28 protein-coding genes are annotated in these 23,589 nt (G+C 66.9%); 12 read left to right on the top strand and 16 right to left on the bottom strand.

Annotated elements, in window-relative coordinates; all coding sequences use genetic code 11:
* Positions 1-52 precede the first annotated feature (52 nt).
* Positions 53-1,228 carry a Do family serine endopeptidase AlgW gene (gene algW / locus H610_RS23935; protein WP_043238608.1) on the top strand — a complete coding sequence of 392 codons (1,176 nt, stop codon included), beginning with the start codon at positions 53-55 and terminating at the stop codon, positions 1,226-1,228.
* Between the two features lie 656 nt (positions 1,229-1,884).
* On the opposite strand, the gene hisC is transcribed toward algW, so the two are convergent.
* From hisC to H610_RS0114195, 10 genes are all read right to left on the bottom strand, one after another.
* Positions 1,885-2,946, bottom strand: a complete 1,062-nt coding sequence (gene hisC, locus H610_RS0114240; RefSeq protein WP_028240295.1) for a histidinol-phosphate transaminase — start codon at positions 2,944-2,946, stop codon at positions 1,885-1,887.
* Between the two features lie 187 nt (positions 2,947-3,133).
* Positions 3,134-4,444: a histidinol dehydrogenase gene (hisD, locus tag H610_RS0114235; RefSeq protein ID WP_028240294.1), complete on the bottom strand. Its 1,311-nt coding sequence runs from the start codon at positions 4,442-4,444 to the stop codon at positions 3,134-3,136.
* Positions 4,445-4,627: 183 nt separating this feature from the next.
* Positions 4,628-5,260, bottom strand: a complete 633-nt coding sequence (gene hisG, locus H610_RS0114230; protein WP_028240293.1) for an ATP phosphoribosyltransferase — start codon at positions 5,258-5,260, stop codon at positions 4,628-4,630.
* Between the two features lie 84 nt (positions 5,261-5,344).
* Positions 5,345-6,610 carry a UDP-N-acetylglucosamine 1-carboxyvinyltransferase gene (gene murA, locus H610_RS0114225; RefSeq protein WP_028240292.1) on the bottom strand — a complete coding sequence of 422 codons (1,266 nt, stop codon included), beginning with the start codon at positions 6,608-6,610 and terminating at the stop codon, positions 5,345-5,347.
* 99 nt (positions 6,611-6,709) lie between these two features.
* The gene (locus H610_RS0114220) at positions 6,710-6,949 is read right to left on the bottom strand and encodes a BolA family protein (protein WP_028240291.1); all 240 of its coding nucleotides are present in this window, start codon (positions 6,947-6,949) and stop codon (positions 6,710-6,712) included.
* A 111-nt stretch (positions 6,950-7,060) separates the two neighbouring features.
* The gene (locus tag H610_RS0114215) at positions 7,061-7,366 is read right to left on the bottom strand and encodes an STAS domain-containing protein (protein WP_028240290.1); all 306 of its coding nucleotides are present in this window, start codon (positions 7,364-7,366) and stop codon (positions 7,061-7,063) included.
* A complete protein-coding gene (locus H610_RS0114210) occupies positions 7,359-8,009 on the bottom strand; it encodes an MlaC/ttg2D family ABC transporter substrate-binding protein (RefSeq protein WP_028240289.1) in 651 nt (216 codons plus the stop codon). Before H610_RS0114210 ends, H610_RS0114215 begins: the two co-directional genes overlap by 8 nt.
* Before the next feature lie 11 nt (positions 8,010-8,020).
* Positions 8,021-8,479: an outer membrane lipid asymmetry maintenance protein MlaD gene (gene mlaD / locus H610_RS0114205; RefSeq protein ID WP_028240288.1), complete on the bottom strand. Its 459-nt coding sequence runs from the start codon at positions 8,477-8,479 to the stop codon at positions 8,021-8,023.
* Positions 8,479-9,276 (bottom strand): lipid asymmetry maintenance ABC transporter permease subunit MlaE, encoded by a 798-nt coding sequence (gene mlaE, locus H610_RS0114200; protein WP_028240287.1) that lies wholly within the window; start codon positions 9,274-9,276, stop codon positions 8,479-8,481. Before mlaE ends, mlaD begins: the two co-directional genes overlap by 1 nt.
* Positions 9,269-10,081 (bottom strand): ATP-binding cassette domain-containing protein, encoded by an 813-nt coding sequence (locus H610_RS0114195; RefSeq protein ID WP_028240286.1) that lies wholly within the window; start codon positions 10,079-10,081, stop codon positions 9,269-9,271. The genes mlaE and H610_RS0114195 overlap by 8 nt, the downstream gene beginning before the upstream one ends.
* A gap of 198 nt (positions 10,082-10,279) precedes the next feature.
* Here H610_RS0114195 and H610_RS0114190 point away from each other — a divergent pair, with 198 nt between their 5' ends.
* From H610_RS0114190 to H610_RS0114145, 10 genes are all read left to right on the top strand, one after another.
* Positions 10,280-11,254, top strand: a complete 975-nt coding sequence (locus tag H610_RS0114190; protein WP_028240285.1) for a KpsF/GutQ family sugar-phosphate isomerase — start codon at positions 10,280-10,282, stop codon at positions 11,252-11,254.
* Complete coding sequence (locus tag H610_RS0114185; RefSeq protein ID WP_028240284.1) at positions 11,254-11,778, top strand: KdsC family phosphatase; 525 nt, start codon at positions 11,254-11,256, stop codon at positions 11,776-11,778. Before H610_RS0114190 ends, H610_RS0114185 begins: the two co-directional genes overlap by 1 nt.
* 7 nt (positions 11,779-11,785) lie before the next feature.
* On the top strand, positions 11,786-12,358 hold the full coding sequence (gene lptC, locus H610_RS0114180; protein ID WP_028240283.1) for an LPS export ABC transporter periplasmic protein LptC: 573 nt from the start codon (positions 11,786-11,788) through the stop codon (positions 12,356-12,358).
* Complete coding sequence (lptA, locus tag H610_RS0114175) at positions 12,345-12,890, top strand: lipopolysaccharide transport periplasmic protein LptA (protein ID WP_028240282.1); 546 nt, start codon at positions 12,345-12,347, stop codon at positions 12,888-12,890. The genes lptC and lptA overlap by 14 nt, the downstream gene beginning before the upstream one ends.
* Positions 12,890-13,615 carry an LPS export ABC transporter ATP-binding protein gene (gene lptB, locus H610_RS0114170; protein WP_028240281.1) on the top strand — a complete coding sequence of 242 codons (726 nt, stop codon included), beginning with the start codon at positions 12,890-12,892 and terminating at the stop codon, positions 13,613-13,615. The genes lptA and lptB overlap by 1 nt, the downstream gene beginning before the upstream one ends.
* Positions 13,616-13,756: 141 nt before the next feature.
* Positions 13,757-15,259 (top strand): RNA polymerase factor sigma-54, encoded by a 1,503-nt coding sequence (locus H610_RS0114165; protein WP_028240280.1) that lies wholly within the window; start codon positions 13,757-13,759, stop codon positions 15,257-15,259.
* A gap of 86 nt (positions 15,260-15,345) precedes the next feature.
* Positions 15,346-15,654: a ribosome hibernation-promoting factor, HPF/YfiA family gene (gene hpf, locus H610_RS0114160; RefSeq protein ID WP_028240279.1), complete on the top strand. Its 309-nt coding sequence runs from the start codon at positions 15,346-15,348 to the stop codon at positions 15,652-15,654.
* A gap of 6 nt (positions 15,655-15,660) precedes the next feature.
* Positions 15,661-16,125 (top strand): PTS IIA-like nitrogen regulatory protein PtsN, encoded by a 465-nt coding sequence (gene ptsN, locus H610_RS0114155; RefSeq protein ID WP_028240278.1) that lies wholly within the window; start codon positions 15,661-15,663, stop codon positions 16,123-16,125.
* 10 nt (positions 16,126-16,135) lie between these two features.
* Entirely contained in the window at positions 16,136-16,993 is an 858-nt protein-coding gene (gene rapZ / locus H610_RS0114150) for an RNase adapter RapZ (protein ID WP_028240277.1), read from the top strand.
* Between the two features lie 10 nt (positions 16,994-17,003).
* Positions 17,004-17,276 carry an HPr family phosphocarrier protein gene (locus H610_RS0114145; protein ID WP_028240276.1) on the top strand — a complete coding sequence of 91 codons (273 nt, stop codon included), beginning with the start codon at positions 17,004-17,006 and terminating at the stop codon, positions 17,274-17,276.
* Positions 17,277-17,382: 106 nt separating this feature from the next.
* Here H610_RS0114145 and H610_RS0114140 read toward each other — a convergent pair whose 3' ends face one another.
* From H610_RS0114140 to pmbA, 6 genes are all read right to left on the bottom strand, one after another.
* Positions 17,383-18,273, bottom strand: coding sequence for a ZIP family metal transporter (locus H610_RS0114140; RefSeq protein ID WP_028240275.1), 891 nt, complete (start codon positions 18,271-18,273; stop codon positions 17,383-17,385).
* Between the two features lie 18 nt (positions 18,274-18,291).
* A complete protein-coding gene (locus H610_RS0114135; protein ID WP_028240274.1) occupies positions 18,292-18,903 on the bottom strand; it encodes a superoxide dismutase in 612 nt (203 codons plus the stop codon).
* A gap of 12 nt (positions 18,904-18,915) precedes the next feature.
* Positions 18,916-19,356 carry a tetratricopeptide repeat protein gene (locus tag H610_RS23930; protein WP_051231765.1) on the bottom strand — a complete coding sequence of 147 codons (441 nt, stop codon included), beginning with the start codon at positions 19,354-19,356 and terminating at the stop codon, positions 18,916-18,918.
* Positions 19,357-19,423: 67 nt separating this feature from the next.
* The gene (locus tag H610_RS0114125) at positions 19,424-20,800 is read right to left on the bottom strand and encodes a class II fumarate hydratase (RefSeq protein WP_028240273.1); all 1,377 of its coding nucleotides are present in this window, start codon (positions 20,798-20,800) and stop codon (positions 19,424-19,426) included.
* Complete coding sequence (locus tag H610_RS0114120) at positions 20,793-21,059, bottom strand: hypothetical protein (RefSeq protein ID WP_236614302.1); 267 nt, start codon at positions 21,057-21,059, stop codon at positions 20,793-20,795. Before H610_RS0114120 ends, H610_RS0114125 begins: the two co-directional genes overlap by 8 nt.
* A 487-nt stretch (positions 21,060-21,546) precedes the next feature.
* Positions 21,547-22,893: a metalloprotease PmbA gene (pmbA, locus tag H610_RS0114115; protein ID WP_028240271.1), complete on the bottom strand. Its 1,347-nt coding sequence runs from the start codon at positions 22,891-22,893 to the stop codon at positions 21,547-21,549.
* Positions 22,894-22,994: 101 nt separating this feature from the next.
* Between pmbA and yjgA the strand changes: the two genes are divergently transcribed.
* A complete protein-coding gene (yjgA, locus tag H610_RS0114110) occupies positions 22,995-23,516 on the top strand; it encodes a ribosome biogenesis factor YjgA (RefSeq protein WP_028240270.1) in 522 nt (173 codons plus the stop codon).
* The last annotated feature ends 73 nt before the right edge of the window (positions 23,517-23,589 follow it).

The following is a 23,589-nucleotide window of genomic DNA, read 5'->3' as shown; positions in this document are numbered from 1 at the left end:
GCCACCTTAAAGGGGCGCTCCCCGCACTCGCAACTCGGACGGAAATTCCTCGATGGTCAACGCCCTGCGTTATTTCGGCTGGCCGCTGCTGGTTGGCGTGCTGGTGGCACTGCTGATCATCCAGCGCTACCCGCAATGGGTCGGCCTGCCCGCGCACAACTACCATATTCGCGAAGCGCCGGCCGCCCTGCTGCCACAGCAGGGCCCGCACTCCTACGCCGCCGCGGTGAGCGCGGCGGCACCGGCGGTGGCCAACCTGTACACCACCAAGATGGTGGCCAAGGCCGAAGTGCCGATGCTAAACGATCCGTTGTTCCGCCGTTTCTTCGGCGACAACCTGCCCCGCCAGCGGCGCATGGAGTCGAGCCTGGGCTCGGCAGTGATCATGAGCCCGGAAGGCTATCTGCTGACCAACAACCACGTCACCGCCAACGCCGACCAGATCGTGGTGGCGCTCAAGGATGGGCGGGAAACGCTGGCGCGCGTGATCGGCAGCGACCCTGAGACCGACCTGGCGGTGCTCAAGATCGACCTGGACAACCTGCCGGCGATCACCGTCGGACGCTCGGACAGCGTGCGCATCGGCGACGTGACCCTGGCCATCGGCAACCCCTTCGGCGTCGGCCAGACGGTGACCATGGGCATCATCAGCGCCACCGGCCGCAACCAGCTGGGGCTGAACACCTACGAGGATTTCATCCAGACCGACGCAGCCATCAACCGCGGCAACTCGGGCGGCGCGCTGGTAGACGCCAACGGCAACCTGATCGGCATCAACACCGCGATCATTTCCGAATCCGGCGGCTCGCAGGGCATCGGCTTCGCCATTCCGATCAAGCTGGCCCGCGACGTCATGCAGTCGATCATCGAGCACGGCCAGGTCATCCGTGGCTGGCTGGGCGTAGAGGTGCAATCGCTGACCCGCGAACTCGCCGAATCCTTCGGCCTGGAAGGCCGCCCCGGCATCGTCGTGGCAGGTGTCTACCGCGACGGCCCGGCGGAAAAGGCCGGCCTGCAGCCCGGTGACGTCATCCTGAGCATCGCCGGCGCCCCGGCGAGCGACGGCCGCACCTCGATGAACCAGGTCGCCCAGACGCGCCCGGGCGACAGCATCGATATCGAAATCCTGCGCAACGGCAAGGCCATGACCCTGAGCGCCGAAGTCGGCATGCGCCCGCCGCTGCCGACGCAGCAGGAGCGGACGCAGGAACAGAAAAAGGAGCGCTGAAGGGCGCTCTTCCCTCGGGATCCGTGAGCAACATTCGCTTCTGTGGGAGGCCCGACCTCGGGCGAAGCTCTCCTAGGAGCGGCCTCGACCGCGAATGGACCGCGCCCTCGATGCGTCGCCGCGAGGGCGCGCCTCCCACAGGGTCCAGTCAACACCACTTGCTTGCGTGGGAGGCCCGACCTCGGGGCGAAGCTCTCCTAGGAGCGGCCTCGACCGCGAACGGACCGCGCCCTCGATGCGTCGCCGCGAGGGCGCGCCTCCCACAGGGTCCAGTCAACACCACTTGCTTGCGTGGGAGGTCCGACCTCGGGGCGATGCTCTCGTATGAGCGGTCCCGACCGCGATGGACCGCGCCCTCGATGCGTCACCGCGAGGGCGCGCCTCCCACAGGGTCCAGTCAGCACTTGCTTGCGTGGGAGGCCCGACCTCGGGGCGATGCTCTCGTATGAGCGGTCCCGACCGCGATGGACCGCGCCCTCGATGCTTCGCCGCGAGGGCGCGCCTCCCACAGGGTCCAGTCAACACCACTTGCTTGCGTGGGAGGTCCGACCTCGGGGGCGAGGCTCCTCGCGGGGTCTCGACCACCATTGGAACCACCAAGATCGCTGTCAAGACCGCACACAGGCCCTGCCAGGCCTTGTGCTGCGCCCTAGCGCCTAGCGCTCGATCAACTGGCCCAGCGCGTCCTTCAGGGCCTGGTTCTGCTCGGGCGTGCCGACCGTGATGCGCAGGAACTGGGCGACACGGGCCTGCTTGAAATGCCGCACGATCACGCCCTGCTCGCGCAGGCCCGAGGCCAGGCCGGCGGCATCGTGTCCGGGATGGCGGGCGAAGACGAAGTTGGCCGCCGACGGCAGCACCTCGAAGCCCAGCGCCTGCAGATCGGCCACCATCGCCTCACGGCTGGCCACGACCCGCGCGCAGGTTTCCTCGAAGTAGGCCCGGTCCTCGAAGGCGGCGGCCGCGCCGGCCAGCGCCACACGGTCGAGCGGATAGGAGTTGAAGCTGTTCTTGATCCGCTCCAGCGCCTCGATCAGATCCGGGTGACCGACCGCCAGGCCGACCCGCAATCCAGCGAGCGAGCGGGATTTCGACAGCGTCTGGGCCACCAGCAGGTTTGGGTAGCGGTCGATCAGGGCTACGGCACTCTGCCCGCCGAAGTCGATGTAGGCCTCGTCGACCAGCACCACCGAGTCGGGATTGGCCTGGAGGATCGACTCGATCGCCTCCAGCCGCAGCAGGCGGCCGGTGGGCGCGTTCGGGTTGGGAAAGACGATGCCGCCGTTGGGCTGGCTGTAGTCTTCGGGGCGGATGCGGAACTGCTCGTCCAGCGGCACCTCCCGGTACTCGATGTCGTACAGCCCGCAGTAGACCGGGTAGAAGCTGTAGGTGACGTCCGGGAACAGCAGCGGCCGGCCATGCTGGAACAGACCATGGAAGGCGTGCGCCAGCACCTCGTCGGAGCCGTTGCCGACGAATACCTGCTCGGAGCGGATGCCGTAATAGTCGGCCACCGCCTGCTTCAGGCGTTCGCCGCTGGGGTCCGGATACAGGCGCAGGGCGTCGCCCAGCTCGGCCTGCATCGCGGCGACCGCCCGCGGCGAGGGGCCGTAGGGGTTCTCGTTGGTGTTGAGCTTGACCAGCCGGCTCAGTTTCGGCTGCTCGCCCGGCACGTAGGGCACCAAGGCGCTGACGAAGGGGCTCCAGAATTTGCTCATGGGTTCTCGCAATTCTCATTAGGCGGGCCGGTCTGGCACGCGTGCAGTTTCGAGACGGGGCGTCAGTCTATCGCTGGAGGCTTGAGGCTGGACGGTTGGACGGTTGGACGGTTGGACGGTTGGACGAAGAGCGCATGCAGTTGCCTTTTCGTCCAGCCATCCAGCCTCCAGCGCCTTTATCGGCTTCTCAGCTTTTAATCCGGTATTCGGCGCTGCGTGCGTGCGCCGTGAGCGACTCGCCCCGCGCCAGCACCGAAGCGACCTTGCCAAGCTCGGACGCACCCTCGGCCGAGCAGTGGATGATCGACGAGCGCTTCTGGAAGTCGTACACCCCGAGCGGCGAGGAAAAGCGCGCCGTGCCGGAGGTCGGCAGCACGTGGTTCGGCCCCGCGCAATAGTCGCCCAGCGCCTCGGCGGTGTAGCGCCCCATGAAGATGGCGCCGGCATGGCGAATGCTCGGCAGCCACTGTTCAGGCTCCGCAACCGAGAGCTCCAGGTGCTCCGGCGCGATGCGGTTGGCTACCTCGATCGCCTGGTCCATGTCGGCGACCTGGATCAGCGCGCCGCGGCCTTCCATCGAGGTGCGCGCGATGCCTTCGCGTTCCAGTGTCGGCAACAGGCGCGCGATGCTTTCAGCGACGCGGTCGAGGAAGGCGGCGTCCGGGCTGACCAGAATCGCCTGGGCATCTTCGTCATGCTCGGCCTGGGAAAACAGGTCCATGGCGATCCAGTCCGGATCGGTCCGGCCGTCGCAGACCACCAGGATCTCCGAGGGCCCGGCGATCATGTCGATGCCGACCTTGCCGAACACGTGGCGCTTGGCGGTGGCGACGTAGATGTTGCCGGGCCCGACGATCTTGTCCACCGGCGGCACGCTCTCGGTGCCGTAGGCCAGCGCCGCCACCGCCTGCGCGCCGCCGATGGTGAACACCCGGTCGACACCGGCCAGGGCGGCCGCGGCCAGCACCAGCTCGTTGATCTCGCCACGCGGCGTCGGCACCACCATGACCACCTCGCGGACGCCGGCGACCTTGGCCGGCACGGCATTCATCAGCACCGAGGAGGGATAGGACGCCTTGCCGCCCGGTACGTAGAGCCCGGCGCGGTCGAGCGGCGTGACCTGCTGGCCAAGCACCGTGCCGTCGGCCTCGGTGTAGCGCCAGGAGTCCTGCTTCTGCCGCTCGTGGTAGCGGCGCACGCGTTCGGCGGCCACTTCCAGGGCCTGGCGCTGCTGCGGCGAAATGCGCTCGAGCGCCTGCTCGAGACGGGCACGCGGCAGGATCAGGTCGGCCATCGAGGCCACCTCGAGGCCGTCGAAGCGCCGGGTGTACTCCACCAGCGCCGCGTCGCCGCGCTCGCGCACCGCCTGGATGATTTCCAGCACCCGGCCGTTGACCGCCTCGTCGGAGACGCTTTCCCAGCTCAGCAGATGGTCCAGATGACGCGCGAAATCCGGATCGGCAGCGTTGAGTCGGCGGATGGCGATGGGAGCGGTCATGGTGGAGCCTCGTGAACTGTCGCGAAAACCTGTCTGGATGTGCGCCGCCTGGCGGCGGGCGGCCTGGGCCGGGCACCGTCGCCCTGCCGGCGATGGTGAGCGGCGCCCGCTAGATTACCAAGGCTGCCGCACCGGCAGCGGAGAAATATTGGCTATCGGAGACATAGCCGCGCGTTGGCGTTCTCAGGCCTGCCTGCGCTCGACGGCCTCGCGCAGGGTGTCGATCAGGGCCTGGATGCGCGCGTGCTGCATTTTCATCGAAGCCTTGTTGACGATCAGCCGGGAGCTGATGGTGGCGATCAGTTCCTGCGGCTCCAGACCGTTGGCGCGCAGGGTGTTGCCGGTATCGACCACGTCGATGATCTTGTCGGCCAGCCCCACCAGCGGCGCCAGCTCCATCGAGCCGTACAGCTTGATGATGTCGACCTGGCGGCCCTGCTCGGCGTAGTAGCGCTTGGCGACGTTGACGAACTTGGTCGCCACCCGCAGGCGCCGGCGCGGCTCCGGGACCCCGACCTTGCCGGCGGTCATCAGCTTGCACTTGGCGATCTTCAGGTCCAGCGGCTCGTACAGCCCCTGCCCGCCGAACTCCATCAGCACGTCCTTGCCGGCGACGCCGAGGTCCGCCGCGCCCTGTTCGACGTAGGTGGGCACGTCGGTGGCGCGCACGATCAGCAGGCGCACGTCGTCCTGGGTGGTGGGGATGATGAGCTTGCGGCTCTTGTCCGGATCTTCGGTCGGCTCGATGCCGGCCGCGGCGAGCAGCGGCAGCGTGTCGTCGAGAATGCGACCCTTCGACAGGGCGATGGTGAGCATGGGATGTCCTTCGGTTCGGCGCCCGGCAGCGGGCGAAGCATTCGGCCGGCGCCGCGCATGCGGGCCGGCCGACACGGGATCGGATCAGCCCGGAACCCGGCGAATCTTCGCGCCCAGCAGCTGCAGCTTTTCCTCGATGCACTCGTAGCCGCGGTCGATGTGGTAGATGCGGTCGATCAGCGTGTCGCCCTCGGCCACAAGGCCGGCGATGACCAGGCTGGCCGAGGCGCGCAGGTCGGTGGCCATGACCGGCGCGCCCTTGAGGTGCGGCACGCCGGTGACGATGGCGGTGTTGCCCTCGACGAGGATCTGCGCGCCCATGCGGTTCATCTCGTAGACGTGCATGAAGCGGTTCTCGAACACCGTCTCGATCACCGTGCCGGTGCCTTCGGCGATGGCGTTGAGCGAGATGAACTGCGCCTGCATGTCGGTGGGGAACGCCGGATAGGGCGCGGTGCGTACGTTCACCGCGCGCGGCCGGTTGCCCTTCATGTCCAGCTCGATCCAGTTGCTGCCGGTGCTCAGGCTGGCGCCCGCTTCCTCGAGCTTGTGCAGCACGGCCTCGAGGATGGTCGGATCGGTGTCCTTGAGCTTGACGCGGCCGCCGGTGGCCGCCGCGGCGACCAGGTAGGTGCCGGTCTCGATGCGGTCCGGCATCACGCTGTAGCGGCCGCCGCCGAGGCGCTTGACGCCGTCGATGGTGATGGTCGCGGTGCCGGCGCCGGAGATGTTCGCGCCCATGGCGTTGAGGAAGTTGGCCAGGTCCACCACTTCCGGCTCGCGCGCGGCGTTTTCCAGCACGCTGCGGCCGTTGGCCAGGGCCGCGGCCATCATGATGTTCTCGGTGCCGGTGACGCTCACCGTATCGAAGAAGAAGTGCGCCCCGCGCAGGCCGCCGGCCGGCGCCCGGGCCTTGATGTAGCCGCCCTCCACCTCGATCTGTGCGCCCATGGCCTCGAGGCCGCGGATGTGCAGGTCCACCGGCCGCGAGCCGATGGCGCAGCCGCCTGGCAGCGCGACTTCCGCCTCGCCGAAGCGGGCGACCATCGGGCCGAGCACGAGGATCGACGCGCGCATGGTCTTGACCAGCTCGTAGGGCGCGACCAGCGTGCGGATGGTGCTGGCGTCCACTTCGACGGAGAGCTTCTCGTCGATCACCGGCTGCACGCCCATGCGCCCGAACAGCTCGATCATGGTGGTGATGTCGTGCAGGTGCGGCAGGTTGCAGACGGTCACCGGGGTGTCGGCGAGCAGCGTCGCGGCGAGGATGGGCAGCGCGGAGTTCTTCGCGCCGGAGATGCGGATTTCGCCATCGAGACGAATGCCGCCGGTGATGATCAGTTTGTCCATCGGATTCCCGTAGCCCGCAGGCTGCAAGCTCTCATAGAGAAGGAGGGCCCGACGATGCCTCGCATCGCCGGGCGCCGGGTCGTATCGAGGGGCGACGCCTTATGCGCGCCCGGCCCACTCGCTGCGACTGAAGAATTTCATGGTCACCGCATGGATGCTGCCGTCGGCGATCCACGGGTTGAGGTGAGCATAGATCTGCTGCTGGCGCTTGACCGGACTCAGCCCGGCCAGTTCGTCGCTGATGACGTTCAGCTGGAAGTTGCAGCCCTCGCCTTCCACTTCCACCTGGGCTCCCGGCAGCTTCTGCTCCAGGAGGCTTTTCACTTCTGCGGCCTGCATGTTCAACCTCGTTCGGCGCCTGTGCGCACGGGCCGGCCATCATACAAAAAAGCCGCGGAGCTGCGAACCCCGCGGCCTCGCCGGCCGATGAGCACCCTGTCGCACCCAGGACTATACGATCGGCAGGATGCCGTCCAGGCCGCTGACCCTGGCGATGTCGCGCATGTCCGTGGGCAGCCCGCTGATCCGCGCCTCGCGCCCGAGCGCCCGAGCGTCGCGAACGAAGGCCAGCAGCAGGGACAGGCCGACGCTGCTGGATTTTTCCACGGCCGAACAGTCGATCACCAGCGGATCGCTCGGCGACTGGCCGAGCAGCGCGCGCCCCTGCTTGCGCAGGCCCGGACCGGTGCGATAGTCCAGCACGCCGGCCAGGCGCAGCTCGCCGGCGGCGCCGAGGGTCACCTGCGCGTCACTCATCGGCGCCCGCCTGCTGCGCGGCCGGCGTGTCCTTGGCGCGGGCGACCACTTCGGCCCAGCCGTCGATGGTGCGGTCGAGGTTGTTGCCGTTGCGCTGCATGGCGTCGGCGAACTGGTCGCGGAACAGCTTGCCGATGTTGATGCCGTTGATGATGACGTTGCGCACCATCCACTGCCCGCCGATGTTGGTCATGGTGTAGGAGACCGGGTAGACGGTACCCTGCCGGTCGACCACTTCCATGCCGACGCTGGTGCGCTCCGGGTCCTGCTTGCCGCTGGGCGGCAGCACGCGGATCTGCTGGTTGTCGTATTCGAGCAGCGCGTTGCCGTAGAACTGCATCAGGCTGCGCTTGAAGTTCTCCTGGAAGCGCTGCATCTGCTCGGGGTTCGCCTGACGCGAGTACTTGACCGTCATGATGCTGCGCGAGATGCCTTCGGCGTCCACCACCGGGCCGAGGATCCGGTTCAGCGCGTCGTAGAAGGCCGAGGGGTTCTGCCTGTACTGCTCCTTGTTGGCCTTGAGGTCCTCGAGCAGTTCGTCGGTGGTCTGCTGGATCACCTGATGGGCGCTGGGCGCCGCCTGGGCCCACAGCGGCAGGATCGCGATCAGCACCAGCAGGCCGCGACGCAGGAGGTTGGTCATCTGTATTCTCCTCATTCCTTGTTAACTGAATTGAGCAGGAATTTGCCGATCAGTTCTTCGAGCACCAGCGACGATTGGGTATCGCGGATGGTGTCGCCGTCGGCGAGCATCTCTTCCTCGCCGCCCACGCTGATGCCGATGTACTTTTCCCCGAGCAGGCCGGCGGTGAGGATCAAGGCGGTGGAGTCGACCGGCAGGATGTCCACGTCCTGGTCGATGTCCATGGTCACCCGCCCGGTGTAGCTGTCGCGGTCGAGATCGATCGCCGTGACCTTGCCAATGGTCACGCCGGCCATGGTGACCCTCGAGCGCACGCTCAGGCCGGCGATGTTGTCGAAGTAGGCGTAGAGCCGGTAGGTGTCGGAATGACCGACGCTGAGCCCGCTGACGCGCAGCGACAGCAGCAGCAGCGCCAGCAGCCCGGCCAGCAGGAACAGGCCGACACCGATTTCCAGGGTGCGGATGCGCATCAGAAGTCTCCAAACATCAAAGCGGTCAGAATGAAATCGAGGCCCAGCACGGCGAGCGAGCCGTAGACGACGGTCCGGGTGGTCGCGCGGCTGATCCCCTCGGAGGTGGGCTCGCAGTCGTAGCCCTGGAACACGGCGATCCAGGTCACCACCAGGGCGAACACCAGGCTCTTGATCACGCCGTTGAGCACGTCGGACGTGAAGCTCACGCTGTTCTGCATGTTCGACCAGAACGACCCCTCGTACACGCCGAGCCAGTCGACCGCGACCATGGCGCCGCCCCAGATGCCGACCACGCTGAAGATCATGGTCAGCAGCGGCAACGAGATGAAGCCGGCCCACAGGCGCGGAGCGATGACGTACTTGAGCGGGTCGACGCCAATCACCTCCAGGCTCGACAGCTGCTCGGTGGCCTTCATGTTGCCGATTTCCGCCGCCAGCGCCGAGCCGGCACGGCCGGCGAACAGCAGCGCGGTCACCACCGGGCCGAGTTCGCGCAGCAGGGTCAGCGCGATCATCTGGCCGACCGCCTGCTCCGAGCCGTAGTTGCTGAGGATGCTGTAGCCCTGCAGCGAGAGCACCATGCCGATGAAGATGCCGGACACCACGACGATGGCCAGCGACAGCACGCCCACCGAGTAGAGCTGGCGGACCAGCAGGCCCAGGGCGTCGCCGATGCCGCCGCGGCCGAACAGCGCATGCCCGAGGAACAGCACCGAGCGCCCCAGCGCCGCGACCACGTCGAGGCCGGCGCGGCCGAGCAGGCGAACACGCTCGAGCGGCGAATGCCTACGCATGCTCACCTCCGAGCAGATCGCGGGCGTAGTCGCCCGCGGGGAAATGGAAGGGCACCGGGCCGTCGGCCAGCCCCTGCATGAACTGACGCAGGCGCGGGTTATCCGAGTCCCTGAGCTGCTCCGGCGTGCCCTGCCCGAGCACCTGCGAATCGCCCACCACATAGATGTAGTCGGCGATGCTCGCGGTCTCGGCGAGGTCGTGCGACACCACGATGCTGGTGATGCCCAGCGCATCGTTGAGCAGACGGATCAGGCGTACCAGCACGCCCATCGCGATCGGGTCCTGTCCGGCGAAGGGCTCGTCGTACATGAGGATCTGCGGGTCCAGCGCGATCGCCCGGGCCAGCGCCACGCGACGCTTCATGCCGCCGGACAGCTCGTCCGGCATCAGTTCCACGGCACCGCGCAGACCGACCGCCTGGAGCTTCATCAGAACAATGTCACGAATCATTTCATCGGGCAGTTCGGTGTGCACCCGCAGCGGAAAAGCCACGTTCTCGAACACGTCGAGATCGGTGAACAGCGCGCCGCTCTGGAACAGCACGCCCATCTGCTTGCGCAGGTCGAACAGCTCGCTGCGCGACAGTGACGGCAGGTTGTGCCCGGCCACCCAGACCTCGCCGCTGGCCGGCTTCAACTGGGCCGCGATCAGCCGCAGCAGCGTCGTCTTGCCGCTGCCGGAGGGGCCCATGATGGCGGTAACCTTGCCGCGGGGAATGCATATGTCGACACGGTCGAAGATAGTCCGCTCGCCGCGCTTGAAGGTCACCTGCTTCAGCTCGACGGCGTAGGGATTGGCGCTCATCGTTTCTCCTTGAAGACCCGAGAGGAGACGCCAGGCGTGGCCGCCAGGACACGTCTGCCACCGGGCTCGGAACGAGCGGCGCACTATAGCACCGTGCCGTCCGGCTCCAAACCGGAACGCCCGGGCCGGCGCATTCGATCTGTAAGGCGATGTGCGATTGCCGCTATAATCAGCCCCTTTTTCAGCCAGACCCCCGCCATGAACCAACGCCGCCAACTGATCGAATCCGCCCAGCGCACCATCCGCATGGAACTGGACGCGGTCGAACAGCTGAAGAGCCGCATCGACGACGACTTCGTCCGCGCCTGCGAACTCATTCTCGCCAGCAAGGGACGGGTCGTCGTGCTCGGCATGGGCAAGTCCGGGCACGTCGGCAACAAGATCGCCGCCACCCTGGCGAGCACCGGCACTGCCGCCTTCTTCGTCCACCCGGCCGAGGCGAGCCATGGCGACATGGGCATGATCACCAAGGATGACGTGGTGCTGGCCCTGTCCAACTCCGGCAGCACCAGCGAGATCGTGACCCTGCTGCCGCTGATCAAGCGCCTGGGCATCACCCTGATCAGCATGACCGGCAACCCCGATTCGGTCCTGGCCAAGGCCGCCATCGTGAACCTCGATGCCAGCGTGTCGGTCGAGGCCTGCCCGCTGAACCTGGCGCCCACCTCCTCGACCACTGCGGCCCTGGTGCTCGGCGACGCGCTGGCCATCGCCCTGCTCGAGGCGCGCGGTTTCACCGCCGAGGATTTCGCCTTCTCGCATCCGGGCGGCGCGCTCGGCCGGCGCCTGCTGCTCAAGGTCGAGAACGTCATGCACACCGGCGAACGCCTGCCGCACGTGCAGCGCGGCACGCCGCTGCGCGCCGCGCTGCTGGAGATGACCCGCAAGGGCCTGGGCATGACCGTGGTCCTGGAGAGCGACGGCCGCCTGGCCGGAGTGTTCACCGACGGCGACCTGCGCCGGACCCTGGACAGGGGCGTCGACGTGCGCGACGCGGTCATCGACGACGTCATGACCGCGCACGGCAAGACGGCGAGTGCCGAGATGCTCGCCGCCGAGGCGCTGAAGATCATGGAAGACAACAAGATCAGCGCCCTTGTGGTGGTCGACGAAACGGACCGCCCGGTCGGCGCGCTCAACATGCACGACCTGCTGCGCGCCGGGGTGATGTGATGGATGCCGACCTGCTCGAACGCGCACGCAACGTCCGCCTGGCGATCTTCGACGTCGATGGCGTGCTCACCGACGGCCGCCTGTACTTCCTCGTCGACGGCAGCGAATTCAAGACCTTCAACACGCTCGACGGCCACGGCATCAAGATGCTGATCCGGTCCGGCGTGCGCACCGCGATCATCAGCGGCCGCAAGACCCCGGTGGTCGAGCGCCGCGCTGCCAACCTGGGCATCCAGCACCTGTACCAGGGGCGCGAGGACAAGATCGTCGTGGTCGAGGAACTGCTCGGCCAACTGGGCCTCGATTATTCACAGGTCGCCTATCTCGGTGACGACCTGCCGGATCTGCCGGTGATCCGCCGCGTCGGCCTGGGCATGGCGGTCGCCAACGCCGCCGCCTTCGTTCGCCGCCACGCCCATGGAGTCACCGAGGCACGTGGCGGCGAAGGCGCCGCACGGGAATTCTGCGAACTGATCATGCAGGCCCAGGGCACCCTCGAGCCCGCCCTGGCCGCCTACCTGTAGAGGCAACATGCTGCGCCGACTTCGTACTGCCCTGATCCTCGGTTGCATCGCCGCCCTGCTGGTGGCGGTGGGCTATTGGAACATCCGCCCGGAAAGCTTCATGCGCACGCCGGTCGAACGGGTCGCCGAGCAGCCCGAGATCGACTTCTACGCGACCGGCACGCGCACGGTGAAGTACCAGCCGGACGGCCAGCGCCAGTACGTGCTGACCGCGGAGAGGGTCGAGCACATCCTCGCCACCGAGGTCAGCCTGCTGACCTCCCCGGACCTGCTGCTGTACCGCGGCACGCCGCAGCCCTGGCACGTCAGCAGCGTGCGCGGAGAAGTCTCCCCGGACGGCAGCGAAGTCGAGCTGATCGACCAGGTCAGGGTCGAGCGCACCGACGCCAAGGGCCGCACCACACTGCTCACCACCAGCCGCATGACCGTGTTCCCCGATCGGGAATATGCGCAGACCCGCCAAGCCGTTAGAATCGCGGCGGCCAACGGCGTGACCACGGCGACCGGGATGGAAGCGTATCTAAACGACGGCAGAATGCTCCTGCTGTCCAACGTAAGAGGCCAGCATGAGGTTCGTTAACCCCCTTCCCCTTCTTCTCGGCATCGGCGCGCTGCTGGCCAGCGCGGCGAGCTGGGCGCTGCCCGAGGATCGCAACCAGCCGATCCGGGTCCAGGCCGACACCGCCGAACTCGACGACCGCCAGGGCGTCGCCGTCTACCGTGGCGACGTGGTCATCACCCAGGGGACGCTGAAGATCACCGGCAACCAGGTGACCATCACCCAGGACGCCAACGGCGACGTCGAGGTCTTCACCGCCGTCGGCAAGCCCGCCTACTACGAGCAGAAGCCGGCCGTGGACAAGCCGATCGTCAAGGCCTACGGCCTGACCATCCAGTATTTCGCCGAGAACGAGCGCATCGTGCTGATCGACCAGGCGCGGGTGGTGCAGGAAGGCAACACCTTCGAGGGCGAGAAGATCGTCTACGACACGCAGCGCCAGATCGTCAACGCCGGGCGCGCCACCGACACCCAGGTCACCACGCCGCGACCGCGCGTGGACATGGTCATCCAGCCGAGAAACCGCGGCCAGGAAGCAGGGCAGAATCCCTGATGGCGATACTGAAAGCGCAACACCTGGCCAAGAGCTACAAGGGCCGTCAGGTCGTCCGGGACGTCAGCCTCTCGATCGAAAGCGGCCAGATCGTCGGCCTGCTGGGCCCCAACGGCGCCGGCAAGACCACCTGCTTCTACATGATCGTCGGCCTGGTGGCGGCCGACCAGGGCCGCGTGCTCATCGACCAGAGCGACGTCACCCACCTGCCCATGCACGGCCGTGCCCGCGCCGGCATTGGCTACCTGCCGCAGGAAGCGTCGATCTTCCGCAAGCTGAGCGTGGCCGACAACATCATGGCCATCCTCGAGACGCGCAAGGACCTGAACCACGCCGGCCGCCTGCAGGAGCTCGAATCGCTGCTGCAGGAATTCCACATCAGCCACATCCGCGACAACCAGGGCATGAGCCTGTCGGGCGGCGAACGGCGCCGGGTGGAGATTGCCCGGGCGCTGGCCACGGCCCCGAAATTCATCCTGCTCGACGAACCCTTCGCCGGAGTCGACCCGATCTCGGTGGGCGACATCAAGCAGATCATCCACCAGCTCAAGGCCAAGGGCATCGGCGTGCTCATCACCGATCACAACGTGCGCGAGACCCTCGACATCTGCGAAACGGCCTACATCGTCAACGCCGGCCAGCTGATCGCCGAAGGCGACTCGCAGACCATCCTGGCCAACCCGCTGGTCAAGGACGTCTACCTCGGCCACGACTTCCGCCTGTGACTTTTTACCGTCACCTCCGCCAGGGGGGTCTAGGCAAAGGCTTGTTTTCCGGGCATATAATTTGCTTCCTGTCGGCGCCCAAGGGCGTCAGAAGTCGGATCCGGCGAGCTGCGCTGGTCAACTAGGTTCCAAGATCCTGCCATGAAACCATCGCTAGTCCTGAAGATGGGCCAGCAGCTGACGATGCCCCCCCAGCTGCAACAGGCCATTCGATTGCTCCAGCTGTCCACCCTGGACCTCCAGCAGGAAATCCAGGAAGCCCTCGAATCGAACCCGATGCTCGAGCGCCAGGAGGACGGCGAGGATTTCGACACCAGCGACCCCATGGCCGACTCGGCCGAAAAAGGCATTGAAACCGCCACGGCCAGCAACCAGGAGAGCACCTACGAGGAGCCGACGCACAGCGCCGAGAGCCTCGAGGATGGCCAATGGAACGAAAGCATTCCCAACGAGCTGCCGGTCGACACCGCCTGGGAAGACGTCTACCAGACGAGCGCCAGCAACCTGCCGAGCAGCGATGACGACGAGTGGGACTTCACGGCCCGTACCTCCTCCGGCGAAAGCCTGCAGTCGCACCTGCTCTGGCAGCTGAACCTGGCGCCGATGAGCGACACCGACCGCGTCGTCGCAATGACCCTGATCGACTGCATCAACGACCAGGGCTATCTCGAGGAAACGCTCGAGGAAGTCCACGCCTCGCTCGATCCCGAACTGGAGGTCGAACTCGATGAAATCGAGGTGGTGCTGCGCCGCATCCAGCAGTTCGAGCCCGCCGGGGTCGGCGCCCGCGACCTGCGCGAGTGCCTGCTGCTGCAACTGCGCCAGCTGCCGGCCGATACGCCTTGGCTGGAAGAAGCCGAGCGTCTGGTGCGCGACCACCTGGACGTGCTCGGCAACCGCGACTATAGCCTGCTGATGCGGCGGATGAAGCTCAAGGAAGACGAGCTGCGGCAGATCATCGAACTGATCCAGACCCTCAACCCCCGGCCCGGCTCGCAGATCGAATCCAGCGAGCCGGAGTACGTCGTCCCCGACGTCATCGTGCGCAAGCACAACGATCGCTGGCTGGTCGAACTGAACCAGGAAGCGGTCCCGCGGCTGCGGGTCAACGCCCAGTACGCCGGCTTCGTCAAGCGCGCCGATTCCAGCGCCGACAACACCTTCATGCGCAACCAACTGCAGGAAGCGCGCTGGTTCATCAAGAGCCTGCAGAGCCGCAACGAGACGCTGATGAAAGTCGCCACCCAGATCGTCGAGCACCAGCGCGGTTTTCTCGAGTACGGCGACGAGGCGATGAAGCCGCTGGTGCTGCACGACATCGCCGAGGCGGTGGGCATGCACGAGTCGACCATTTCGCGGGTCACCACGCAGAAATACATGCACACCCCGCGCGGCATCTACGAGCTCAAGTACTTCTTCTCCAGTCACGTCAGCACGTCCGAAGGCGGCGAGTGCTCCTCCACCGCGATCCGCGCGATCATCAAGAAACTGGTCGCCGCGGAAAATCAGAAAAAGCCGTTGAGCGATAGCAAGATCGCTGGTTTACTGGAGGCACAGGGCATACAAGTAGCCCGCCGCACCGTCGCCAAGTACCGCGAATCGCTGGGCATCGCGCCCTCGAGCGAACGCAAGCGGTTGATGTAGTCCGACCCTGCGGCGAGCAGGCCGAAGCGTTCGGCGGCAGGCCCTCGGGCCTGCCTCTCTGCACGTGGCAAGAAGGAGAAAGCAGCATGCAAGTCAACATCAGTGGACACCATCTGGTTGTGACAGACGCCCTGCGGGACTACATCGAAGACAAGTTCGATCGACTCCAGCGCCATTTCGACCGCATCATCAAGGTTCAAGTCATTCTCCAGGTCGACAAGGTCAAGCAGAAAATCGAGACCACCCTGCATGTCGCCGGCCGCGAAGTGGTGGCCAACGCCGAACATCAGGACATGTACGCGGCCATCGACCTGCTCACCGACAAGCTCGACCGCCAGCTGATCAAGCACAAGGAAAAGCAGCTCGACCGTCACCAGGGCGTGGTCGTTCGCTGACCCATCATGATCCGACTCGAAGACATCCTGACCCCCGGACGTTCCCAGGTGAACGTTCCGGGCGGCAGCAAGAAACGCGTACTCGAACAGATTGCCCGGCTGGTTTCCAAGGACCTGCCGGACCTCGACTCGCAACTCGTATTCGAAAGCCTCATCGCCCGCGAGAAGCTCGGCTCCACCGGCTTCGGCAACGGCATCGCCATTCCCCACTGCCGCCTCGCCGGCTGCCAGTCGCCGGTCAGCGCCGTGCTGCGCCTGGACGCGCCGGTCGACTTCGATGCCATCGATGGCATGCCGGTCGACCTGCTGTTCGTCCTGCTGGTGCCGGAAGCGGCCACCGACGAACACCTCGAACTGCTGCGCCAGATCGCCAGCATGCTCGACCGCAGCGAGGTGCGCGACCGCCTGCGCCAGGCACCGGACAGCGATCACCTGTTCCAGGTGGTGATCGACGCCCAGCGCGATTACTGAGGAGCCGGCCGTGCGCCTGGTCATCGTCAGCGGTCGCTCGGGTTCGGGCAAGAGCACGGCGCTCGACGTCCTGGAAGACAACGGCTTCTACTGCATCGACAACCTGCCGGCCGGGCTGCTGCCGGAACTCGCCGAACGGGCGCTGCTGCACACCGAGCTGCTGCACCCGCAGGTGGCGGTCTCCATCGACGCGCGCAACCTGCCGAGCCAGCTCAAGCGCTTTCCCGACCTGCTCGCCGAGGTGCGCGCGCGCCACATCCAGTGCCACGTGCTCTACCTCGACGCCGCCGATGAAACGCTGCTCAAGCGCTTCTCCGAAACCCGCCGACGACACCCGCTGACCAACGAGAACCGCTCGCTGGCCGAGGCAATCCATGACGAGGAAGCTCTGCTCGGGCCGATCGTCGACCTCGCCGACCTGAAGATCGATACCACCCACCTGAACCTCTACCAACTGCGCGACACCCTCAAGCTGCGGCTGTTGAACACGCCGGAGCCGGGTACCGCATTCCTCATCGAATCGTTCGGCTTCAAGCGCGGCATGCCAGTCGATGCCGACCTGGTATTCGACGTGCGCTGCCTGCCCAATCCGTACTGGAAGGCGGACCTGCGCGAGCATTCCGGGCTGGATCAGCCCGTGATCGATTACCTGGCCGCCCAGGACGAGGTGGAGGAACTGTTTCAGGACATCCACGCCTATCTCGCCAAGTGGCTGCCGCGCTACGCGGCCAGCAACCGTGCCTATGTCACGGTGGCCATCGGCTGCACCGGCGGCCATCATCGCTCGGTCTATCTGGCCGAGCGCCTCGGCGAGGCACTCAGGGGACGGCTCAAGAACCTTCAGGTACGCCACCGGGACCTCAGCTAGGACACCTGCAATGCCTTCCTGCGAAGTACTGATCATCAACAAGCTGGGGCTGCACGCCCGAGCTGCCGCCAAGTTCGTGGGCGTGGCGTCCCGCTACCCGTGCGAGGTGCGCGTCGGCCGCTCGCAGGACTGCCTGGTCGACGGCAAGAGCATCATGGCGGTGATGATGCTCGCCGCCAGCAAGGGCACCACGCTGCACCTGCACACCACCGGCGAAAACGAAGACGAGGCCCTGGACGCGCTCACCGCGCTGATAGCCGACTACTTCGAGGAAGGCGAATGAGCTGCGGGCGCTGAAACCGCCGAGCCCGGAGTGCCTTCGCTCGAGGACGAGACGAACATGCCGGCAGTCCGGCCGCTACGCCGCGGGGGCTCATGCCTGAGCCCACCTACCAACCCAGCCCCGTATCCAGCCCCATCATCAGGCAGAAGCCGGCCAGCACTCCCAGACTGGCCGACATGCCGTGCGCAGTCCGGTGAGCCTGCGGCACGATCTCGTGAACCACCGCGAACAGCATCGCGCCCGCAGCGAACGCCAGCCCCCAGGGCAGCAGCATGTTGGAAATGCCGACCAGCCAGGCGCTGATCACCGCGGCCAGCGGCTCCACCAGCCCCGAGGCGGCACCTATCGCCACCGCCTTGCCGCGTCCCATACCGGCGCTCGCCAGGACCAGGGCGACGATCATGCCTTCCGGCACGTCCTGCAGGGCGATGCCCAGCGCCAGTTGCCGCGCGTCCTCGAGCGAGGCGACGGTAGCCACGCCGACCGCCATGCCCTCCGGCACGTTGTGCAGGACGATGGCCACCACGAACAGCAGTACCCGTGCCATCCGCGTCTCGTCCTCGCTCGCCGACGGTCTCGACGACAGCACCGGCAGCAGGCGTCCGCCGGCGAACAGGCCGCCCGCCCCGAGCAGCAGACCGGCGACCATCAGCAGGCTGGCCTGCCAGGCCTGGTAACCTTGCCCACGGGCCGCCTCCAGGCCGGGCATCAACAGCGAGAACGCCGTGGCTGCGAGCATCACCCCGCCGCCGAAACCCAGCATCGCCGCCTCGGTGCGCGCACTGATGACTCGCACGAACAGCACCGGGATCGCGCCCAGCGCGGTACCGACGGCACACAGCAGGCCGCCCTGCAGCGCCAGGCCGATGACCGGATCGACGCTGCTTTCGTGGAACTCGACGATACGTTCGAACAACAGCGCGACGCCAAGCAGCAGTACCAGCGAGCCCAGCGCCTGGCGCAACAGGCGGAACTGGGCGGAACCGAAAGCCAGCATGGAAGATCCTTTCGCCGCTCAGCCCAGCGCCCGACGGTAGCGGCGCGCCACTTCCTGCCAGTCGATCACGTTGTAGAACGCGCCGATGTATTCCGGCCGACGGTTCTGGTAACGCAGGTAATAGGCATGTTCCCAGACATCCAGGCCGAGGATCGGCGTGTTGCCTTGCATCAGCGGGCTGTCCTGATTGCCGGTGCTTTCCACCTTCAGATTTCCCGTGCGGGTCACGCAGAGCCAGGCCCAGCCGCTGCCGAAACGGGTCAGTGCCGCCTGAGTGAAGGCCTCCTTGAACGCGGCGAAACCACTCAGCTCGCGATCGATGGCCGCCGCCAGCTCACCCTCCGGCTCGCCGCCGCCAGTCGGCGACATGACCGTCCAGAACAGCGAATGGTTGGCATGGCCGCCGCCATTGTTGATCACCGCGGTGCGCTTGGCGGCGGGCAGTTCGTCGAGCCGTCGCAGCAGGTCCTCGACAGGCAACTCGGCCAGGGGATGCCCTTCGAGAGCCGCGTTGAGGTTGTTGACGTAGGTCTGGTGATGCTTGCTGTGGTGAATCTCCATGGTCTGCGCATCGATGTGCGGCTCGAGCGCATCGTAGGCATAGGGCAACGCAGGCAACTGATAGCTCATGACTCGTCCTCTTTAGTGGTAGTCGCGCGGTTTCGCTCGGGCGTCGGCCAGGCGGTCCCGGGCCGGTTTCGCCAGCAGGGCATCGCAGCGTGGAGAGAAACCCTGCTCGGTGGTGAAACTCAGCAGGGCGACGTAGGTCTCCCGGCTGTGGCGCAAAGCCGCCTGCCGCAGGCCCTCGCCCAGGTGCGGATCGGCCATGCTGCGCAGCAGGCGCTCGTGACAGGCGCACAGGTACTCCGCGCTCTCCTCCGGCTGGCCGAGGCGCAGGTGCAGGTCGGCCAGGTTGTGGTGGGAGACCACCAGCGCGGCCACCGCCTCGTCGGCATCGGGCCAGCGCTCGAACAAGGTCAGGGCCAAGGCCAGTGCCTGCAGATAGAGCTCGCGGGCCTCGACCCAGTCGCCGAGCTGGAAATGACGATTGCCCGCAGCGATCATGTCCTTCCAATGCTCCACGGATGCACCTCCTCGCCCAGCTGGGCGTCATGCGCGCCGGCAATGGCCCGGCACCCTTCGGGAAATGTCAAAGGCCGCCGGCGGTGAGCTTCTCCGGGTCGAGCAGACGCTCCAGCTGGGGGCGATCGAGGTCGGTGTGCTCCAGCGCCACATCGACTATCGGCCGCCCTTCGCGGTAGGCCTGCTTGGCGATTTCCGCCGCCTTCAGGTAGCCGATCACCGGGTTCAATGCGGTGACCAGGATCGGGTTGCGTCCCAGCGCCTCGCGCAGCCTGGCGTCGTTGACCTTGAAGGTGGCGATCGCGCGGTCCGCCAGCAGCCGGCTGGTGCTGGCGAGCAGCTGGATGCTGCCCAGCAGGTTGTGCGCCAGCACCGGCAGCATCACGTTCAGCTCGAAATTGCCGGACTGCCCGGCGATGACGATGGCGGCGTCGTTGCCGATCACCTGGGCGGCGGCCATGGCGGTGGCCTCGGGGACCACCGGGTTGACCTTGCCGGGCATGATCGACGAGCCGGGCTGCAACGCCTCCAGTTCGATCTCGGCAAGGCCTGCCAGGGGGCCCGAGTTCATCCAGCGCAGGTCGTTGGCGATCTTCATCAGCGACACCGCGGTGGTCTTGAGCTGGCCGGAGAGCGCCACGGCGGTGTCCTGCGAACCGATCAGGGCGAAGAAGTTCTGCCCGGGGGTGAAGCCTTGGCCGGTCAGGCCGTTCAGTTCCTGGCAGAAACGCTCGGCGAAGCGCGGATGGGCATTGACCCCGGTGCCTACCGCCGTGCCACCCTGGGCCAGGCCGAGCAGGCTCGGCAGCAGCGCCTGCAGATGCCGGATGTCGGCCTGGATCTGCGCGGCCCAGCCATCGAGCACCTGGCTCATGCGTACCGGCATCGCATCCATCAGGTGGGTGCGGCCGGTCTTGACGTAGGGCTGCACCGCCAGGGATTTCTCGCACAGCGTCTGCAGCAGGTGGCCGAGCGCCGGCAGCAGCTGTTCGCTGAGCTCCAGCACGGCACTGACGTGGATGGTGGTCGGGATGATGTCGTTGCTGCTCTGCCCGCAGTTGACGTGATCGTTGGGGCTGACCGGCTCGCCGAGCCGGTTGCTGGCCAAGGTGGCGATCACCTCGTTGGCGTTCATGTTGGTGCTGGTGCCGGAGCCGGTCTGGAACACATCGACCGGGAAGTGCTGGATGAAGTCACCCTCCAGCAGTTGCTGACAGGCGCCGACGATGGCGTCGCCGATGGCCGGGCCGAGCTGCTCCAGATCGACGTTGGCACGCGCCGCGGCGGCCTTGGCGAGGATCAGCGAACGGATGAACGGCACCGGCATGCGCAGGCCGCTGACCGGGAAATTCTCCACCGCACGCTGCGTTTGCGCGCCGTACAGGGCGTCGGCCGGCACGGCCAGCTCACCCATGCTGTCGCGCTCGAGACGGGTTTCACTCATGGCGTTTTCCTTCCGGTTCCAGATAAGGGAATGAGGGGACCAGCTCGGTCACCGCCAGTTGCCGGCAAAGCAGGCTCAGGCGGCACTGCTGCGCCTCGCTGCAAGCCAGGGACTCGAGCTCGCGCAGCGGGCGGTAGGCGTGGTCGAGACACAGGCAGCGCCAGTGCCAGGGCAAGGCATGGTCGTGCGCCGTATCCAGCAGCAGGCGGAAGGTGGTTTCAGCGGCACGCCAGGGCGTGAGCTGACCATGGCGTACCAAGGCCCGGCTCTGCGCCATGAAACACGCGATCAGCTGCGGGTCGTCGACCGTCAGGGCACAGCGAATCCTGAGCTTCAGGCGGTGCCAGCGATCGAGGGATGTGGGTCGGTCCGATGGGCAGCGCAAAGATTGGCCTCCGATAATTGATAATCATTATTATTGGATAATCAATCTCGAGACAAGCCGGTTCTCGGCCATCCGTCATTTTCGTTTCGGAATCGGCAATGGCCGCGGGCTGGATGGGTCCGAAGCGCGGGTGCGCCGGGCGTCAGCCCGCCGAGATACAACGGAGCGGTGTCTGGTGGGCTGAAGCCCACCCTACGGCAGTTCGTTTTCGTGAGTGGGCGGATTCTCGTAGGGCGAGCCGAGCGGCGCTCCGCTTCAGCCCACCCAGGTGCACGGGACTGGACGCCACACGCCATGGCGCCTGCCACCGGGCTCCCGCGCCGGGGCACCTTGCGCGCCCCGATGGGTCACCTCATCGTGCTCAGCTGCCGGCGACGGTCATGCGCTCGATCAGCACCGAGCCCGAGTGGATGCTGCTGCGCCGTTCCACGTCCGAGCCGACCGCCAGGATCTGGCGGAACATGTCCCTGAGGTTGCCGGCGATGGTCACCTCCTGCACCGGAAACTGGATCTCGCCGTTCTCCACCCAGTAGCCGCCGGCACCACGGGAATAGTCGCCGGTCACCAGGTTCAGCCCCTGCCCCATCAGCTCGGTGACCAGCAGCCCGCGCCCCATCCGCCGCAGCAGCGCGGCCTGGTCCTCGTCCCCGTGGCTGACGAACAGGTTGTGCACGCCGCCGGCGTTGGCGGTGCTCGGCAGCCCGAGCTTGCGTCCCGAGTAGGTGCTCAGCGCATAGGACAGCAGGCGCCCGTGCTCGACGAAGGGCTTGGCGTAGGTCGCCAGGCCGTCGCTGTCGTAGCCGGCGCTGGCCAGGCCGCGGGGGATGTGCGGGCGTTCGTCGAGGGTCAGCCACTCGGGGAACAGTGTCTGGCCGATCGCGCCTTCGAGGAACGACTGCTTGCGGTAGAGGTTGCCGCCGGAAATGGCCGCGAGGAAATGGCCGAACAGCCCGGTCGCCAGTTCGGCGGAGAACAGCACCGGCACCTCGCAGGTGGGCACCGGGCGCGCGCCCAGGCGCTTCACCGAGCGTTCGGCCGCCCGCCGGCCGATGCTCGCGGGGCTGGCCAGCTCCTCGCCGACGCGGCTGACGTCGTAGAAGTAGTCGCGCTGCATCTGCCCGTCGGCCTCGGCGATCATCACGCAGCTCAGGCTGTGCCGGGTGCTGCAGTAGCTGCCGATGAAGCCGTTGCTGTTGCCGTAGGCACGGCAGCCCCGGTGGGTGTTGAGGCTGGTGCCGTCGGCGTTGCGGATGCGCGGATCGGTGTCGAACGCCGCCGCTTCGCATTCGAGGGCCAGTTCGATGGCCCGCTCGGGCGTCACCGCCCAGGGGTGGAAGAGTTCGAGATCGGGCAGGCCGCGGGCCATCAGCTGCGGATCGGCCAGCCCGGCGTACTCGTCCTCGGAGGCGTGCTGGGCGATCGCCAGGGCGGCGGCCACCGTCTCGCGGATGTCCTCGTCGCTGCTGCCGGTGGTGCTCGCCGAGCCCTTGCGCTGGCCGACGTACAGGGTGATGCCGAACCCTTGGTCGCGGTTGAATTCGACCGTCTCCACCTCGCGCTGGCGCACCGTGGTGGACAGCCCCTGCTCCATGGAGACCGACACTTCACTGGCGGTGGCGCCCTGCCGGCGCGCCTCGTCGATGATGCGCGCCACCTTCTCCTGCAGCGCAGCCTGCCCTTCGGGACCGATCGCCTCTACTTCGCTCATAACCTCTCCAGTCTGCTGAACCCCGGCCCGGCGTACGCGGCGGCGACGCCCGGTGCCGAGGCTGCTGTTATCATGGCGGCGTTTCCTACTGGACCGTCCCCATGTCTGATTTCTCCGACGCCGATGCCTTCGACGAAAAAAGCAAATCCCAGGTCAAGCGCGAGCTGCATGCGCTGCAGGACCTCGGCGAACGCCTGACCACGCTCAAGCCCGACCTGCTCGAACGCCTGCCGCTGACCGACGCTCTGCGCAAGGCGCTGGAGGACGCGCCGAAGCACAAGGCCAACGTGGCGCGCAAACGCCACCGCCAGTACATCGGCCGGCTGATGCGCGACCAGGACGTCGACGCCATCCTCGCCCTCGTCGATCAGCTGGACGCCTCCACCCGCCAGTACAACGAGCGCTTCCACGCCCTGGAGCGCTGGCGCGACCGGCTCATCGGCGGCGGCGACAACGACCTCGAGGCCTTCGTCGGCGAATACCCCGAAGCCGACCGCCAGCACCTGCGCGCCCTGGTCCGCCAGGCCCAGCAGGAAGCCGCACGGGAAAAACCGCCGGCCGCCAGCCGCAAGATCTTCAAGTACATCCGCGAGCTGGACGAAGCCAAGCGTGGATTGCGTTAAAAGCGATAAAGCCGCTCGAGGCTGAAGGCTGGAGGCTGTACGCGAACCCGCCGCGCAGCCGTTCCTTCCAGCC

It is taken from the genome of Stutzerimonas azotifigens DSM 17556 (genome assembly GCF_000425625.1).
GTDB lineage: Bacteria > Pseudomonadota > Gammaproteobacteria > Pseudomonadales > Pseudomonadaceae > Stutzerimonas > Stutzerimonas azotifigens.
The sequence above is the reverse complement of the archived record's forward strand: the minus strand, read 5'-3'. Positions and strand labels throughout refer to the sequence as shown.